This window comes from Corynebacterium ammoniagenes DSM 20306 (assembly GCF_001941425.1).
Lineage (GTDB): Bacteria > Actinomycetota > Actinomycetes > Mycobacteriales > Mycobacteriaceae > Corynebacterium > Corynebacterium ammoniagenes.
Genome location: NZ_CP009244.1, coordinates 234,985 through 251,651 on the forward strand (window position 1 = coordinate 234,985; position 16,667 = coordinate 251,651).

Genomic DNA, 16,667 nt, shown 5'->3' on the forward strand with positions numbered 1-16,667 from the left:
TTACGTCGATGTAATTTACCTATACGATCGGGGGTGATTTGGGTGTATTTTTGATATCAAAATAGGCGAGAATTCCTTTCTTGTTAAGAAGTTTTGTAGGTTGTCCGTAGCACCCTTTCTGTGAATAGAGTCTCTTTCAGCCTTCAAGTTGGTGAGAATTTCGTTTATGCTCTGCACGATTTTCACCACATTGGCGCTTGGGGTCTTGGTTTATGGAAAGTAGCACCGAGATGAATTAGGAGCACACAATCTTATGTCGACCCCAGTAACGCACGAATCGACGCACGAAGCGGCAGGTGAAGAAGACAAGGGGCCCAAAGCGCAAGAATGGCGCCGTCAATTAACCGGGCTTTTCGTAGGCCTAATCCTGGCCGCATTGGTTTACCTATTCTTTCCTTCCAACTCAGTTGAAACTGTTATGGAATCAACTGGTGCTGATCCAGAAGGAGAGTACACTCACCAGTCCCTCCGCATCGTCGCCGCCACCACCGTGCTTATGGGCGCGTGGTGGATGACAGAGGCAATTCCGCTCGCAGCCACTGCCTTGCTGCCTATCGTCATCTTCCCGATCACTGGCGTCGCAGAATTTTCTTCCGTCGGCGGGCCTTATGCTTCATCCACGATTTTCCTATTCATGGGCGGTTTCTTACTGGCCCTTGGCCTACAGCGCTGGAACCTGCACCGTAGGTTGGCGCTGTATGTGGTGAAGGTTGTCGGTACTTCGCCAAAACGCCTCATTCTCGGCTTTATGATTGCCACTGGCTTTATGTCCATGTGGGTATCCAACACCGCAACCGCCGTGGTTATGTTGCCAATTGGCATTTCCGTGTTGCAGCTCACCGCTGAAACAGTCGGTGGAATGAAAAACCAAAAGAAGTTTGCTACGGCGCTCATGCTGGCTATTGCTTACTCCGCATCGATCGGCTCTCTAGGAACCTTGATTGGTACCCCGCCAAATGCCTTGCTTGCCGGGTACATGAAAGAATCCCACGGAATCACCATTGGCTTCGGCCAATGGATGCTGGTGGGGTTGCCCGTCGCCATTGTCTTTACCGTTATTGCATGGTTGGTTCTTATCACCGTGTTCAAACCAGAAATGGATCACATCCCCGGTGGCAAGGAACTCATCAACGATGAGGTTGAAAAGCTGGGCAAGTGGACCGGTCCGCAGATTCAAGTAGGCATCATCTTCCTGTTGGCGGCATTTACCTGGGTTGCAGTGCCATTGCTTATGGACACTATGGGTTGGGACTTCCCTTATGACGATGCCATCGTGGGTATGACTGCAGGCTTGTTAATGTTCATTCTTCCTGCGGACCGCAAGACTGGTGTGCGCCTGCTGGACTGGAAGACTGCAAATGAACTGCCGTGGGACGTCCTGCTGCTTTTCGGTGGTGGCTTATCACTATCCGCAATGTTTACCGCGTCAGGCTTGTCCCTATGGATCGGTGAGGTAGCTAAGGGGCTGGGAAGCCTCCCAATCTTCTTGCTCATGGGCGCGGTTGCAGCCTTGGTACTTGTCCTGACGGAGTTCACATCCAACACGGCAACCGCAGCGACCTTCCTGCCGATTATGGGAGGCGTTTCCGTTGGTATTGGTCTGACAGCAACCGGCGAAATTAACGTTCTGCTCCTGACTATCCCAGTGGCGCTGGCCGCAACGTGTGCCTTTATGATGCCGGTGGCCACCCCGCCAAACGCGATTGCCTTCGGCTCGGGTTATGTCACCATCGGCGAAATGATCAAGGGCGGCGTCTGGCTCAACCTTATTTCTCTGGTTCTGATTACCCTGGCCGCGTATTTTATCGCTGTGCCGGTATTCGGGTTGGTGTTCTAGCCGCGCTTCTTACTTAGTCCAGCTTTTCCACCTTCGATGGGCCAGTGCTTCAATTGATGCCCACCGAAAGGGAGAAAGCTGGACTTTTGTCATAGCGTATAAAACCGTCGATAAATGCTCGGTAACCAGCGGTTTTGTTAGTTTGAGAAAGTGTGAGTATAGTTAAGCAACGTTGCAGGGAACACCGCATAGGGGTTCACGGCAATGGAACGCGCCCGTAGCTCAACGGATAGAGCATCTGACTACGGATCAGAAGGTTGGAGGTTCGAATCCTTTCGGGCGCACAGTGGAAAATCCCGCTACCAGCAAGAATGAACTTGCATGGTAGCGGGATTTGTCGTTTCCTCCCTCGCAATCCGGGGCGGTACGGGAAAGCGGTAGCGTTTAGAAGTCAGCACACGGTCCGCGATCAGGAAGGCACTCACATAGATGGCTGCACAATCATCAACACTGGAATCTTTTCCTACCAGCGATATGCCCACCGATATCGCACCTGCGATTGTCATTGGCGTTAGTGCTGTCGGCGCGATCCTGCTTGTCGCCGGCATCTATATCCTCATTCGCGATGGCAGGCGTATTGCCACACCGATTTACATAACCATGGGCATCGGTCTGCTCGCTATTGGCATCGGAATGCTCTTTAGCAACTTCGGTGACCCGTTTCCGCTGCTAGTCATTCTCGTTGTTGCCGTGAGCATTTTCCTTTTGGGCAACGTATTAGGCTATCCAGCTTTAGTAATTTTCTTGCTCTATGCCGGGCTGACCATCCTGCGCAGAGAAAGCCGCTCTTTAGGTAATGCCTTAGCTCTACTCGCGGGCATCGGGCTATTGCTTCTGCCATCGATCTTGCAGCGGTTGGCACCGTCCGACACGATGCGCCTGGATGCGGCCTATATGGCCAAGTTTGCCCTTCACCTGTCGGTGGTTTTGATTGTTTTATACTTTGGCTTCATCTTCGCGGCGTTTATTGCTGCGTTCGTGCTGTATCGGTGGCGCCGCTACCGCACCGAGCCCGAGGCCGTTATTGTTTTGGGCTCCGGTCTAATCAATGGCGAAGTTCCACCACTTCTGGCTGCGCGCTTAGATAAAAGCTTGGAGGTTCAAAAGAAATTCTCCAATCACCCCGTCATCATCACCAGTGGTGGTCAGGGATCCGATGAGCCGCGGCCGGAAGGTGAAGCGATGCGGGATTATCTACTGTCCAAGGGAGTCGAGCCCGCACGCGTAGTTGCAGAAACCGAATCCCGGAACACGGAAGAAAACCTGCACTTTTCACGCAAGCTACTAACAGACCCATCTGACCAGGTCGTTGTTGCTACCAGTAGCTACCACGTATTTCGCGCGGCGTTGCTGACGAGGACATTAGGAATGCGTGCACACGTCGTTGGCGCACGCACCGCCTGGTACTACTTCCCGAGTGCATTACTGCGCGAATTTGTCGGCATCATCCGCGATAGGTTGTGGTTTACGGTCTTAAGCGTCGCGGTACTTATCGTCTTCGCGATTAGTTGCACCGCGGTTATCGTGCCCGCTGTGGTCTACGCTGCAGGGTAAACCTAGGCTTTCGCTGGAACTTTGTCCTCTTGGCGGGCAGGCCGTGGTCCCGAGGCCCGACGTGCAGCCGAGTACATGACAGCTTCCAAAGGTCCGCGACGGAAGAAGCGGAACCACACGGCAGCAAAGATCATGGGGATGACGATGAAGACGACAAGAAAGATCCACAGGGAATACTCGCCGCCGCCGATGAGTACCACGGCGAGGAATCCCACGATATGCGCGACGTAGTAAGTCAAAGCCATGCGTCCCAGATTGTTCACGGGAGCGAGCACAGGGGCAGCAACGCGCTCGAGAAGCGACAGCCCGGCCAGAAGAAGCAGTGCAAAGCCGATTCCGCCAATAATTTCCGTGATGGATCCGGAGTGGTGAGAAGCAAATAACAAGCTTTTCGGGTCATTGGTATTGGTGACACCAAAGTCGGCGTAGACGATAGCACCGTAGATATCCAGAAGCTTGTCATCGGAAGCATGAGCAAGCGCTGGATCGAACTCGCGGTAAGGAGCAACACGTCCGGAGATGACATCGGTGACGTTGGTCAGTACCCAACTGGTGCCATAGCCGACGATGGCCAGAATAAGACCTGCAGTAGCCGATAGTCGCGCGGTAAAAGTGCCGCTGATAATCAAACGGCCAATGACAATGCCGGCGAGCAAGAAGGGGATCCAGGTTAGGACGGGGTACATGCCATCGACAAGCAACTGGCGAATGGCCTGCCCCGTGCCCTCTAGGCTGGTGAAGCTAGCGATGCTGGGAACACCGCCGATAACTATTTCATCGCCGGTATTTGGCCACGTAGAGCGAATCCAAAACGATAGTACGGGGGCGACAAACGCCGTGACGGCGGTCAATCCCGCGACATAACGGGTGCGCAGGCGCAGCACCGGAATGGCCAGCAAGTAAAGCACGGAGTAGGTGGCCAAGATGATGATGGGGCCGACGCTGATAAGTGGCAACGTGATACCAAGTACGAAAAGGATGATTCCGCGCACGAAGAGATTACGGGAGGAATAGGCATTGGTATAGCCCAAGCGCTCGTGCTCTGTCACCGCGCCGCTGCGGGCAATCAAGGTAGTGGAAACGCCAGCGAGGACGGCAAAGACGATGGCGGAGCGACCGGAGACAAGGTTTAAGACGAAGTCTGGGAGCGGGATAAACGCCGCGATATGCGCCAGCAGCATGCCGATGATGGCCAAAGCACGCGCGGCATCGAGATAATCAATGCGAGGGCGGGGAGTGCGCACTGGGTGCGCCCCGGAGGTTGTAGTAGTCATATCAAGTATTTCACTCGACTACGCGCCGAATTGAAACAGCGTGGACGATACTCTTCCACGTAGAGCTGAGACTACCCACGTTCTATGCTCCAGGGCTTAAACCCAATAATTCGCCGCCCCAAAATGTCCGTTTTAGTCCTGCTAGCCCAGCATCTGCGCGCTGCAGTTTTCAGTCCAACCAGAGGTTCCGTCTGTGAAAAAGGTTGTTCCGGTCTGATGTTTGGATGGATCGCCACAATGCGAAATAGTTTTGTCTAACTCCGTGATTTCAGAAACGCTTGGTGCGCCAGTAAGGCCACGCACGGGTGGGGTAGCGGGTGTTTGTTCAACGGGTACCGCTTGTACAGGAGATTCCTGCACGAGTGTCTCCTGCGCTGGCGCCGCAGGCATTGCCGGTTGCTCCACAGCAGCATTTTGGGTTGGCTCCGGCGCAGATGGCGCACCGTTGGAGGTGGAAGTCTTATCGAGTTCCGTGGCTAGGTCGAATTCCCAGCGTGTATCAGAGCTAGTTTCTGTAAGGCGCAATGCTGTCGCATCCTCAGGCACGTCCATATAGTGTGTGCGTATTTCCGTGTCTCCAGTCTTCATCGGATTTCCCCATGGTTGCGCGTCTGTGTCGTAGCAAGAGGCAGAGGAACGAAGCGCAGTGTTCACTCCATCGCTGGTAAGCGCCGACCAATCTGCAGTTGCGGGGAAGTTGCCCGGGTTGAAGTATTCCTGGGTCGACTCTTTCGTTATGACCCGTACGGTTGCCTTGACCAAATACGTTTCCTCGGGTTGCTCCTCCATTAGAAACGCATCACACTCGTCGAGTTGCGTTAGTTCCTCGACCTCAAAATGAACTGAGCAGTCATCCTCATTTTCGCAGTCCATTCCATGCTGGACTCCGACCTTGCCTTCGATAGTTTCGCGCGTGTTTTGGGACGAGCTGGTGGATGTTGTTTCTTTCGTAGTGGCTTCAGCGGCGGGCGTCTCCGCTAGGGTGTCCGTTTGCGGTTGGGAACAACCGGCAAGAACCATCGTCAGCGCGATGACAACACCGGCGAAATATTTGGCTTTCATGTCAATCTTTCAGGGTAGGGAGGAAATAGGGGAAGTCATCGTCAAGCAATGACTGCCTTGATTAAAGCATCGGCGACCGACATATTTCCTGGTTATCGTTCTAATGCGTTCGAGCCATGTGGATCTATACCTGAATTGCGTCTGAGATTTCGGCCAAAGCCCAATCCAGGGTGTCATCGTCATGCGAGCCGAATCCGAAGACAATGCCGTTTTCTGCGCCGCTGCTGCCACCCCAGTACTGCGAGAGCGCGGTGACGGAGATGCCGCGCTCATTAAGTTCAGCAACGACGTCATCGGCGGGGCGTTGACAGATGACAACGGCGTGAAGGCCACCTTTGATGGGGCGTAGTTCGGCATCGTCAATATCGTCAAAAACGCGTTGCACGGTGGCGCGGCGGCGACGGTAAACCCGGCGTAAGCGTTGAGTGCGGCGTCGTAACGCACCGCTGTCTAGGAAGTTAGCGACAGCGGATTGGGTAATGGCGCTGACCGGTTGTCCCAGTACGCCGCGCAGTTCGGTCATCTCAGCCGCGAAGGCAGAAGGGGCGACCAAGTAGCCACAAGAAATATGGGGGCTAATGACAGAGGAGAAGGTGCCGAGCAAGATGGTGCGCTCCGCAGCAAGAGCGGTTAGCGGAGGCAGCGGCATACCGACGTAGCGCAGCTCGGAATCGAAGTCATCTTCAATCAACAAGGTATCGGTGTGTTCGGCCCAGTTCACCAGCTCGGTTCGACGAGCCGCAGGCAAAGAACCACCGTAGGGGTATTGATGGCTGGGAGTAATCAACACCGCATCAAGGTCAGTTGGGAGGTCGTCTACCACCAAGCCTTCGGCATCGGTCGGGAGATCGACAATATGATGGCCAAGCACTTGGGGAACCCGGCGCAAACTGGGATAGCCCGGAGATTCCACACCAATGCGCGCCGGGCCATCAAAGGTACGCAGCAGCAAAGTTAGCCCTTCACGCGCACCGGCAGTGACGATGATGCGTGAAGGATCGGTGATCAACCCGCGCATACGGCGTAGGTGCTCGGCGATTTCCACGCGCAAAGCAGGTAGTCCTTGCGCTGGACGATGCGCTGGGGGATTCGACGATGCCTCGCGCCACGATGCGCGCCACTCCGAGTTGATCAGCGTGGAAGTATCCGGAACACCGGGATCAAGGTTGAGGTGGAAAGGGTTAGCCGGCGCGTCTTCCCGTGGAATATCGGCAGTGTCCAACTCCTTGGGCTTGAGCAAATGCAAGCTCGGGTTGATCGTGGTGCCGGAGCCATGCGCGGTGACAATATAGCCTTCCGCCGCGAGCTGGTCATAGGCAGTGACCACGCTTCCGCGCGAGATTCCGAGCTGTTTAGCTAAGCCGCGGGTGCTGGGAATGTGATCGCCGGGGCTTAATATTCGCGTGGCGACGAGCTCTCGAATCTGTGTGGTTAGCTGCGTGGGAATCGGCAACGACTGCTCCGGGTCGAGGACCAGCGGCAATGTAGAAACAAGATCGGAGCGCATGAATTAATCTTGGCCTGAAAAGTGGTCTAATGCAATTGCCCTAATGTGGCTCTATTCATAAACCACTTTCCGGGGTTGGATGGTGTCCATGACCCAAACATTTGTTGAAGAAAACCAAGGCAATACTCCACCGAATGTGGCTGCAACTCGCGTCAACCGCGGCATTGCAGATTCTTTCAAAGGCGGCGTGATCATGGATGTGGTGACCCCAGAGCAGGCGCGCATTGCCGAAGCTTCTGGCGCTACCGCAGTGATGGCTTTGGAGCGTGTACCAGCTGATATTCGTGCCCAAGGTGGTGTGGCGCGTATGAGCGACCCAGACCTCATCGAGGGCATCGTCAATGCTGTTTCCATCCCCGTGATGGCCAAGGCTCGTATCGGACACTTCGTGGAAGCCCAGGTGCTCGAAGCACTCGGCGTGGACTTCATCGATGAATCTGAGGTGTTAAGCCCTGCGGATTACACCCACCACATCAACAAGTGGAAGTTCAAAGTGCCCTTTGTCTGTGGCGCCACCAACCTGGGTGAGGCATTGCGCCGTATCACCGAAGGTGCTGCCATGATTCGCTCCAAGGGCGAAGCCGGAACCGGTGACGTTTCGGAAGCCGTACGTCACCTGCGCACCATCCGCGGTGATATCAACCGTCTACGTTCTTTGGACGAAGATGAACTTTTCGTCGCCGCTAAAGAATTCCAGGCACCGTATGACTTGGTGCGCGAAGTGGCATCGACAGGCAAACTGCCCGTGACTACTTTCGTAGCAGGCGGAGTCTCCACGCCTGCCGATGCCGCACTCGTTCGCCAGATGGGCGCCGAAGGCGTCTTCGTCGGCTCCGGCATCTTCAAATCCGGCAACCCGGAAGCTCGCGCTGTTGCAATCGTTAAGGCAGCCACCAACTACGATGACCCATCGGTCATCGCTGAGGTGTCTCGCGGCCTGGGCGAAGCCATGGTCGGTATCAATGTTTCTGACGTGCCTGCGCCGCACCGCCTTGCGGAGCGCGGCTGGTAACCAATAGCCTTAAGACACACACCACGCCCTCTCGCGATGCAAATCGTGATGGTGTGGTTTTCTTTTTTCCAAGGCTACGCATCGGAAAGGCCAGCTTGAAGCCCTAGGTGCTGCAGCTAGTCAATGAGCTTTTTAAAAGACCTCGATGCGCCCACCTAGAGACTCGGCTTGTTTCAGGGTGGAGACCCAGCCGTAGGAGCCGGGCTGTAGGCGCAGGACGGGCCGGGAAGAAATCTTGACGGGGGAGACGGAGTTCTTGTGCGCGTTGGAGCGGGCATCCAGTCGGGTGCGGGCGCGGTAGCCGGCATCGGCGAGATAGGACATATCGGCGGGGTCGGCGGCGAGATTGTCGCGGGCATCGGCAAGCAGGATCAGTGCTTCATCCAAGGCTTCGACAAGGGCTGCGGAGTTGGTTTCACACATCTGGCGCACCAGGGTAGGAGAGGTGCCCGCGACGCGGGTGCCGTCTTTAAACGAGCTGGCAGCCAAGGACTGTGCCAAAATTCCGCCGTTATCGCCGACGACGGCAAGCGCTTCAGCGAGTACGTGCGGCAGGTGCGAGACGCGGGCAACGGCGGCGTCGTGGTTGGCCACGTGCACGGGGATAGCTTCCGCGCCAGCGAGCTGGATGAGCTTGGTGACATCGGTGAAAAGCTCAATCCAAAACTTGCCGGGATCGTCATTGTCCACGGCGTAGTCAAAAGCAATAGCCCAGGCAGCTTGTTTAAACAGACCGGTGTGAGAATGACTCCAACCGGAATCGGCCGTACCGGCCATAGGGTGGGAGCCCACATAGTGCGATTCCAGATCGCGTTCTTTGACCAGGCGAAGTACTTCCTTCTTGACGGAGACAACGTCGGTGAAACCGCAATTGGGAGCGTGCTGCATTATGGCATCTAAAATCTCGCCCACCGCGTGCATGGGCACGGCAATGACAATCAAGGCGTCATCGGCAGCCGCGCGCTGCAAGGTGGCAATTAGATCATCGGAGGCATCGAAGCCTTCTTTGATGGCGGCGCGCACCCCGGAGGTAGAGCGGTTGAAGCCATAAACAGTCTGGCCACGGGCCGCGACATCACGAAGGAGGGAACCACCGATTAAACCTAAACCGATGATGCAGGTAGGGCGAAACACATCTTTTGAACTCACAGTGACAATTCTGGCATACAACGACTAATCTCACGCATATGAGCGATGACGACTTTGACGGCTACTCATTTGCCATTACCGCCACGGTGGGCGATGGCGTATGGGATGTGCGCAGCTTTAATGATCCTTTTAAATCTCCGCAGGACGCTTTAAATGCGGTGCGCAGACTGCGCTCGGAAGGCGCAGCCTTTGCCCTTTTGTGCGTTGATGATGACTACTTTGTGGTAGTTCGCCCAGTTCCAGGCGGCGCACGGTGGTTTATCTCCGATGCCACCATGGCTGTCGATGATGACTTTGCCGCGGGCGTTTTAGAAGAGGCCGGCTGCGAAATCCCGGATATCGCGCCGGAGGATTTAGACGATGTCGATGGCTACGCCGATGGTGATTTTGAAATCTTTGCCGATTTCGGGGTCACGGAATATCAATTGGCCGCTTATGTGGACAATAATGAGGATTACCCCTCTGACATGCTGTTGCGCATCGCCGGCGAATTAGGCTTTGGAGATGAGCTCGAAGAAGAAATTAATTCCTAGCGTGACGGGAACTTCGCAGCAAGGTGGATTGCCGCAGGCACAGGGGCATCGACAAGCAATGGCGCGGATGCAGCGTGCCTTGGACGTTGCTGCGACCACCCCGGCAGGTGATGTGCCGGTCGGTGCGGTGATCTATGGCCCCGATGGCGCGGAATTGGCCACCGGCGTTAATCGGCGCGAGGCGTTAGCGGACCCGACCGCGCACGCCGAGGTGGAAGCTATCCGCGCTGCGGTGCGCGAATATGGCGATTCTTGGCGCTTGGAAGGCTGCGAATTGGTGGTCACTTTAGAACCGTGCGCCATGTGCGCGGGCGCTGCCCAGGCCGCGCGGGTTTCTTCGGTCGTCTTTGGGGCGTGGGAGCCGAAAACCGGGGCGTGTGGCTCGCTTGTCGATGTCTTGCGTGCCCCCGGTGCCCTGTTTGTTCCCGAGGTACGCGCCGGGGTTTTAGAAGCGGAATGCCAGGAAGTTCTACGCAAGTTCTTCGAAAATTTACGCAGCGCCGCGCGGGAATAGTGCGTATCATGGGAAGAGTAAAACAAACGCTTAACAATGAAGGAGGCTCATCATGAGCGATATGGAAAACAAGAAGGACGAATTCGTCGGCAAGGCAAAGGAAGCTTACGGCGAAGCAACTGGTGATGACAAGGCTGCCAACGAAGGCAAGGCCGATCAGGTTATCTCTGATGCGAAGGAAAAGGCTTCTGACGCAGCTGATGCCATCAAGGACAAGGCCAATGAGGTTATTGGCTCCTTCAAGAAGGACAAGAACGAAAATTAATTAACTTTTCGTGATTAAGCTTCCACCGCTCGCCGCTGCCGGCACCTGAGCCACCATTGATGATGGTGTGACGGGGTGTCGCGGCGGCGATTTGGTTTCTGGGATCTTGCTGCAGTAACCTTGTTCGCGGTGGCGTGTCCGAGCGGCCGAAGGTTCTCGCCTCGAAAGCGAGTGTTGGGTAACCCCCAACCGAGGGTTCAAATCCCTCCGCCACCGCCAAAAAATAATAAGTCCCAAGGGCATCGTTTGAATGAAAAGACAAGCGATAACCTTGGGACTTTTTGTGTTACTACCTTAGAGTTTGCGGTGGATACTTTTATAGCTGAGGTATGCGCTAAGGCCGCACGTTGTGCTCAAAAGCGCCCAAGACCGCAATGACTTTGGACGTCACGGTCCTGCCAGGTTCTCGGTTTCCACCAGCCATGGTGCATGCTCCTTTGCAAAAATTAGTCCGCGATAAAATCTAACCCTAGCCCGGTGCGTGCTGCCCGCGGTGAGGTTTTAATGAACCTTGCCTAGACACCACGAATCCTGCGGAGAAATAAAAAGAAGTGATTGACCGGCGCTGGGACTGGCAGATTTCACAGAGATCGATCCATGCCTAAACTAGAGGCTCAAGTCTTTTTAGGTTCTTTTCTGTTGTCTGGTTGAAGGTAGTTTGTAACTGTGGCTAAGTTTCTTTTCCGCGTAGGTCGCTGGTCGTACCTCAACAAGTGGAAAGTCATCATCGCGTGGGTCTTGTTGCTCGCCGGCGTCGGCGGTGCAGCAGCGGCGCTGATGAAGCCGATGACATCAGAGTTTTCAATTTCTGGCACCCCAGCGATTGAAGCAACCCAGCGCACCATGGAGCTATTTCCCGAAGGCGGAAACCCCGCGAATGCGGCCTCTGTGAACCTGGTGTTTAAAGCACCCGAGGGTGAAAAGCTCTCCGATCCGGCCAATGACGCAGCTATTGATGAAGTCATCTCCTATCTAGAAAACAACCTGGATATGGGCGATACCATGCGTTTTGGTAACCCTTTGGAAGTCTCTCCGGAGCTGGAACAGGGAGTCATTGACCAGTTCACCGATATGGGTCTTCCAGAAGAAGCCGCCCGCGAAGACGCGGAGAACCTATCGATGGTCAATGAGGACGAGACCATCGCGTATACCACCTTCAATTTTGACGCTGAAAGCCCTTATTCCGTAGAGCAATCCGATAAGGACATTGTCACCGAAGCCATGGACATCGGCCGCGATGCCGGCCTGCAAGTAGAAGCTGGCGGCGCGGGTTTTGGTGATGCGATTACGGTTAACACCACCTCAGAAATCATCGGTATTGCCGTTGCTTTCTTGGTCTTGATTTTTACCTTCGGCTCGTTGGTCTCTGCCGGTATGCCGCTGATTTCCGCAGTTATCGGTGTCGGCCTTGGCGCCCTGGGGTTGATGATTGCCACGCACTGGATTGAACTCAACAACATCACCCCAGTTCTGGCCGTGATGATTGGCCTGGCGGTGGGCATTGACTACGCGCTGTTTATTTTGTCGCGGTATCGCTCCGAACGCGATACCAAGGACGGCCCCGATGCCGCCGGCATGGCCGCTGGTACCGCGGGCTCTTCCGTGGTCTTTGCAGGTGCCACGGTCTTTATTGCCCTATTCGCGCTCGTGGTGGCCAATATTGGCTTCCTCACCGCGATGGGTCTCGCCGCAGCCGCAACGGTGGCAATCTCCGTCGTTGTCGCCCTGACCTTGATTCCTGCGTTGTTGGGCCTATTCGGGGATAAAGCCTTCGCCGGACGCATTCCTGGCGTTGCTGGCAATCGCCGCCGCGCCAAAAAGCACAAGCACACCAAGCAAGATGCCAAGTCGCAGCAGCTAGCACGAGAAGTCGGCGTGGCTGGTGAGCAGCCGACAGAGGAATTCCCTGCGCAAGCGAGCTCCGCACAAACAAGCTCCGCTGAGGCGAGTCCCGCGAAGGGCAAGTTCCGGATGACGCCCACCATGGGCAACCGTTGGGTGCGCTTGGTGCGCAAGATGCCCGGCGTGGTCATGGCATTCGTGGTCTTAAGCTTGGGCGCGATGTCCGCGCCCGTGCTGAATATGGAATTGTCCCTACCGGCAGATACCACCTCGAACCCAGATACCACCCAGCGTAAGGCAGCAGATCTGCTGTCCGAAGGTTTCTATCCAGGCGTCAATGGCCCCTTCTTGGTCATCGTCGATGCCGAAGATGTCAACGCTGAAGCGCCCGCGCTGCAACCGTTAATGAGCGCCCAGGGTGATGAATCCACTCCGACGGAACAGGCACAGCTGTCCTCATTTATGTACACCGCGGATGCGCTCAAGCGCGTTGGTGGAGTACGTCATGCCCAGATCGTGGGCTTGAGCGAGGATGGGCAAGCCGCACAAATCATGGTCTCCCCGCAGACATCACCTACTGATCCCGCAACTGTCGGCGTGGCCAGTGCACTGCGTGATGCCAATGCGCGCATCGAAGATGCCACGGGTGCGACACTCGGTCTGACCGGCTTGACCGCGGTGCAGCTGGATATCACCGAGCGCCTCGAAGAAGCCATGCCGCTGTATCTGGCCATCGTCGTGGGTCTTGCCATCTTGCTGTTGTTCTTGGTCTTCCGCTCACTGCTGGTACCCGTGGTGGCAGCACTAGGCTTTTTGCTCTCGGTTGGCAGTGCCTTTGGTCTAACCGTCTTGGTATGGCAGGAAGGCCTGTGGGACTTGGTTCCCGCACCAGGGCCACTGATTTCCTTTATGCCCATCTTCCTTATCGGCGTGACCTTTGGTCTGGCCATGGACTACCAGGTCTTTTTGGTCACGCGCATGCGCGAGCATTATTCGCACACGGGCGGAAAACCGTCGCCGGGCTCGCCGTATTCCGGCGTGGATGAATCCACCATTGTCGGCTTTACCCAAGGCGCGCGCGTGGTCACAGCCGCGGCAATTATTATGATTTCGGTCTTCGTGGCCTTTATCAACCAGCCTTTGCCGTTTATTCAAATCTTTGGCTTCGCACTCGCCGTCTCGGTCTTCTTCGATGCCTTCTTCATTCGCATGTCGCTGGTACCAGCGACCATGTTCTTGATGGGCAAGGCCACGTGGTGGATGCCGAAGTGGCTGGATAAGCTGCTGCCCTCGCTAGATATTGAAGGTACTGCTTTGGAAAAAGAGTGGGAAGAGAAGCACAAGGCGACCGTGGAATAGTCACAGATTAGACTGGTTGGCTATGAGCCACGAGCACTCTGATGATTTGTCCTTTGACGTGACAACCCGCCTGGGCGATGGCAGCCCCGGCAAGCATGGCCGCACCGGAGTTATCCATACTCCACACGGCGATATTCAAACCCCAGCCTTTATTCCGGTTGCCACCAAGGCAACCGTGAAGACACTGACCCCGGAGCAGATTAAAAGCACCGGCGCGCAGGCGATTTTGTCCAACGCCTACCACCTGTACCTGCAGCCCGGCCACGACATTGTCGATGAAGCCGGCGGCGTTGCAGCCTTTGAAAATTGGGATGGGCCTACTTATACCGACTCCGGTGGGTTCCAGGTGATGAGCCTGGGCGTGGGCTTTAAAAAGGTCCTCGCCATGGATGTGGCTAAGTTGACCGAGGGCGATATCCGCGCCGCCAAGAAAGAACGTCTGGCGCATGTCGATGAAGATGGCGTGGATTTCCGCTCTTTCATCGATGGTTCCAAGCATCGTTTTACCCCGGAGTTTTCCATGCAGATTCAGCATGGGCTCGGCGCAGACATCATGTTTGCTTTCGATGAATTGACCACGTTGGTTGATACCCGCCTGTACCAAGAAGCTTCTGTCGACCGCACGCACCGCTGGGCAAAGCGCTGCTTGGAAGAACATGAGCGTTTGACTAATGAACGCACCCATCGCCCGAAGCAATCGTTGTGGGGTGTGGTCCAGGGCGCGCAGTATGAAGATTTGCGCCGTCAGGCAACCCGCGGCCTCGTGCAGCTTTCCGATGAAGCAGAGGCCGAAGGAAAGCGCGGTTTCGGCGGCTTCGGCATCGGTGGTGCGCTGGAGAAAGAAAACCTGGGCACGATTGTGGGCTGGTGCAGCGATGAGCTGCCGGAAAACAAGCCACGCCACCTCCTAGGCATCTCCGAGCCCGATGACATGTTTACCGCGATTGAAGCCGGTGCCGATACCTTTGACTGCGTGGCTCCCACCCGTTTGGGACGCCGCGGTGGTGTGTACACCCTCGATGGCCGCATGAACCTGATGGGCGCGAAATTCAAGCGTGATTTCTCCGGCGTGGATGAAGAATTCGGCGGCTACGTTTCAGAGAATTACTCGCGTGCGTATATCCACCACCTGCTCAAGGCCAAAGAATTCCTCGCGGGTACTTTGTGCACGATCCACAACCTGCAGTTCATGATCAGCCTGGTTGATAACATCCGTAAATCCATCGACGGTGGCTACTACGAGGCCTACCGCGATGAATTTATGGGCCGTTACTACGCCAATAAAAAGTAGCCCCGCTACCTGCGTTATTGACGGTGCTGCATCGATGCAGCACCGTGTTAAGCCAGCAGCGCGTTAAAGACCTCGGTGCTGGAGGGGTGGGTGTAGATGGTATCGCCGATGACGCTGGCGGGGATCTTATTGCTCATCGCCACAGCAGCGAGGTTAATCAGCTCTTGGGAATCCACGCAGTACAAGGTCGCGCCTAAGATCTGATCGTCTTCGACATCAATGATGAACTTGGCTACGCCTTCAGGAGTGCCCACGATTTTTGGCCGCGGCATGATGGGAATATCCGCGATTTCCTTAAACCGTACTTCTGCCGTGTGCCCGCGGGAGGCGGCATTGGTCTTCGCATCTTCTTCACCCATGCCGATGGTTGACAGTGGGGGATTGGTAAAGGTCGTAGTAGGAATCAAACGGCCAGTGGTCACACGCGAGCCGTCGCTCCAGCGGTCGGATAAAATCACGCGGTGGTCGTCATAAGAGACGTAGGTAAATTGCGGACCACCGTTGACATCACCCGCGGCGTAGATACCTTCCACATTGGTGCGCAGGTGTTCATCAACGGCAATCGCACCGCGCGAGGTGGTATTAATACCGGCGGCTTCTAGTCCCAGGCCGTCCGTGGCAGGTTTGCGGCCAATAGCAAAGAGCACATTCGTGGCATCCATGCTGTGTTCGGTATCGCCATCGGAATAGCGCACGCTGACGCTGTTTGCGCCATCTTCTACACCGGTGACATCAGCATTGTTGATAATGGTGATGCCCTTGGCCTCAAGGTCTTTTTTGAGCGCTTGGGCGATGTCATCATCGAAAGCCGTGCCGAACTGCGCACCACGGTCCAAGATGGTGACCTTGGTGCCAAATTGCGCAAACATCGTGGCAAATTCCATGCCAATGGGGCCACCGCCAACAATGACCAAAGACTCTGGGGTTTCCTCCAAGTGCTGTGCGGAGGTGGAATCAATAACACGAGAAGAATCAATCCCCGGGATATCGGGAAGGATAGGTTCGGAGCCGGTATTGATAATGATGGTGGTCGCGGTAATAGTTAGTTCTTCTTGACCACCAGTAACCAGCACCGAATCCGTCCCGGTAAATTCTGCGTGGCCATCGACTACTATGACCCCGGCGTCGTCGGCAAGCTGCTTATTAACCTTATTTAAGGTGGCGATGAAGTTATCGCGGTGTTCTACCGAGTCGGGGTATTTCACGCCGCGTTCGGAATCCACCAGCATGGTTTTGGTGGGAATACATGCAATATTGATGCATGTGCCGCCGTACATCTTCGGCGATTGTTCTACCAAGATGACGCGGTCACCCTGCTCAGCGCGGTTCATGGCGATGGTTTTACCCGCTTTGCCAAAACCAATGACGAGAACGTCTGCTGTCGTTGAGGCCTGGTTATCTATTGTATTCATATCTATCCCTGCCTTTTCAAAAAAGAAGCGGCCAAGAAAGCCAAAAGGCTTGGTGA

At 55.5% G+C, this 16,667-nt stretch carries 13 protein-coding genes, 2 tRNA genes and 1 pseudogene; 10 read left to right on the forward strand and 6 right to left on the reverse strand.

The genetic code is table 11. The features are described from left to right. Nucleotides 1-253 precede the first annotated feature (253 nt). The 3 genes from CAMM_RS01195 (at nucleotide 254) to CAMM_RS01205 (ending at nucleotide 3,391) form a co-directional block, all read left to right on the forward strand. The gene (locus tag CAMM_RS01195; protein ID WP_003846012.1) at nucleotides 254-1,837 is read left to right on the forward strand and encodes an SLC13 family permease; all 1,584 of its coding nucleotides are present in this window, start codon (nucleotides 254-256) and stop codon (nucleotides 1,835-1,837) included. A gap of 211 nt (nucleotides 1,838-2,048) precedes the next feature. Next, nucleotides 2,049-2,121 (forward strand) — tRNA-Arg (locus CAMM_RS01200). A 145-nt stretch (nucleotides 2,122-2,266) separates the two neighbouring features. Then, nucleotides 2,267-3,391 carry a YdcF family protein gene (locus CAMM_RS01205; RefSeq protein ID WP_232051019.1) on the forward strand — a complete coding sequence of 375 codons (1,125 nt, stop codon included), beginning with the start codon at nucleotides 2,267-2,269 and terminating at the stop codon, nucleotides 3,389-3,391. Nucleotides 3,392-3,393: 2 nt separating this feature from the next. Here the strand turns inward: CAMM_RS01205 and CAMM_RS01210 are convergent, their stop codons facing one another. From CAMM_RS01210 to pdxR, 3 genes are all read right to left on the reverse strand, one after another. After that, nucleotides 3,394-4,665, reverse strand: a complete 1,272-nt coding sequence (locus CAMM_RS01210; protein ID WP_003846016.1) for a DUF418 domain-containing protein — start codon at nucleotides 4,663-4,665, stop codon at nucleotides 3,394-3,396. 141 nt (nucleotides 4,666-4,806) lie between these two features. Next, nucleotides 4,807-5,727 (reverse strand): hypothetical protein, encoded by a 921-nt coding sequence (locus CAMM_RS01215; protein WP_003846017.1) that lies wholly within the window; start codon nucleotides 5,725-5,727, stop codon nucleotides 4,807-4,809. Nucleotides 5,728-5,851: 124 nt separating this feature from the next. Then, entirely contained in the window at nucleotides 5,852-7,234 is a 1,383-nt protein-coding gene (pdxR, locus tag CAMM_RS01220) for a MocR-like pyridoxine biosynthesis transcription factor PdxR (protein ID WP_075761508.1), read from the reverse strand. An 88-nt stretch (nucleotides 7,235-7,322) separates the two neighbouring features. Here pdxR and pdxS point away from each other — a divergent pair, with 88 nt between their 5' ends. After that, nucleotides 7,323-8,246, forward strand: coding sequence for a pyridoxal 5'-phosphate synthase lyase subunit PdxS (gene pdxS / locus CAMM_RS01225; RefSeq protein WP_040354724.1), 924 nt, complete (start codon nucleotides 7,323-7,325; stop codon nucleotides 8,244-8,246). 132 nt (nucleotides 8,247-8,378) lie between these two features. Here pdxS and CAMM_RS01230 read toward each other — a convergent pair whose 3' ends face one another. Next, complete coding sequence (locus CAMM_RS01230; RefSeq protein WP_040354730.1) at nucleotides 8,379-9,395, reverse strand: prephenate dehydrogenase; 1,017 nt, start codon at nucleotides 9,393-9,395, stop codon at nucleotides 8,379-8,381. Between the two features lie 38 nt (nucleotides 9,396-9,433). Here CAMM_RS01230 and CAMM_RS01235 point away from each other — a divergent pair, with 38 nt between their 5' ends. The 4 genes from CAMM_RS01235 to CAMM_RS01250 all read left to right on the forward strand — a co-directional run bounded on the left by CAMM_RS01235 (nucleotide 9,434) and on the right by CAMM_RS01250 (nucleotide 10,926). Then, nucleotides 9,434-9,928: a tRNA adenosine deaminase-associated protein gene (locus tag CAMM_RS01235; protein ID WP_003846026.1), complete on the forward strand. Its 495-nt coding sequence runs from the start codon at nucleotides 9,434-9,436 to the stop codon at nucleotides 9,926-9,928. Nucleotides 9,929-9,995: 67 nt separating this feature from the next. After that, entirely contained in the window at nucleotides 9,996-10,442 is a 447-nt protein-coding gene (locus CAMM_RS01240; RefSeq protein ID WP_040354801.1) for a nucleoside deaminase, read from the forward strand. A gap of 52 nt (nucleotides 10,443-10,494) precedes the next feature. Then, on the forward strand, nucleotides 10,495-10,707 hold the full coding sequence (locus CAMM_RS01245) for a CsbD family protein (RefSeq protein WP_003846029.1): 213 nt from the start codon (nucleotides 10,495-10,497) through the stop codon (nucleotides 10,705-10,707). A 128-nt stretch (nucleotides 10,708-10,835) separates the two neighbouring features. Then, nucleotides 10,836-10,926: transfer RNA gene (locus CAMM_RS01250), tRNA-Ser, on the forward strand. A 118-nt stretch (nucleotides 10,927-11,044) separates the two neighbouring features. Here CAMM_RS01250 and CAMM_RS13210 read toward each other — a convergent pair. Next, nucleotides 11,045-11,131 (reverse strand): annotated as a pseudogene (locus tag CAMM_RS13210) (IclR family transcriptional regulator); the annotation flags it as partial. Nucleotides 11,132-11,373: 242 nt separating this feature from the next. On the opposite strand from CAMM_RS13210, the gene CAMM_RS01255 reads away from it, so the two are divergent. Both CAMM_RS01255 and tgt read left to right on the forward strand, forming a co-directional pair. Next, nucleotides 11,374-13,908: an MMPL family transporter gene (locus CAMM_RS01255; RefSeq protein WP_003846032.1), complete on the forward strand. Its 2,535-nt coding sequence runs from the start codon at nucleotides 11,374-11,376 to the stop codon at nucleotides 13,906-13,908. Nucleotides 13,909-13,930: 22 nt separating this feature from the next. Continuing rightward, complete coding sequence (gene tgt / locus CAMM_RS01260) at nucleotides 13,931-15,199, forward strand: tRNA guanosine(34) transglycosylase Tgt (protein WP_003846034.1); 1,269 nt, start codon at nucleotides 13,931-13,933, stop codon at nucleotides 15,197-15,199. A 47-nt stretch (nucleotides 15,200-15,246) separates the two neighbouring features. Here the strand turns inward: tgt and CAMM_RS01265 are convergent, their stop codons facing one another. Beyond that, entirely contained in the window at nucleotides 15,247-16,611 is a 1,365-nt protein-coding gene (locus tag CAMM_RS01265) for a dihydrolipoyl dehydrogenase family protein (protein ID WP_050759808.1), read from the reverse strand. Nucleotides 16,612-16,667 lie beyond the last annotated feature (56 nt).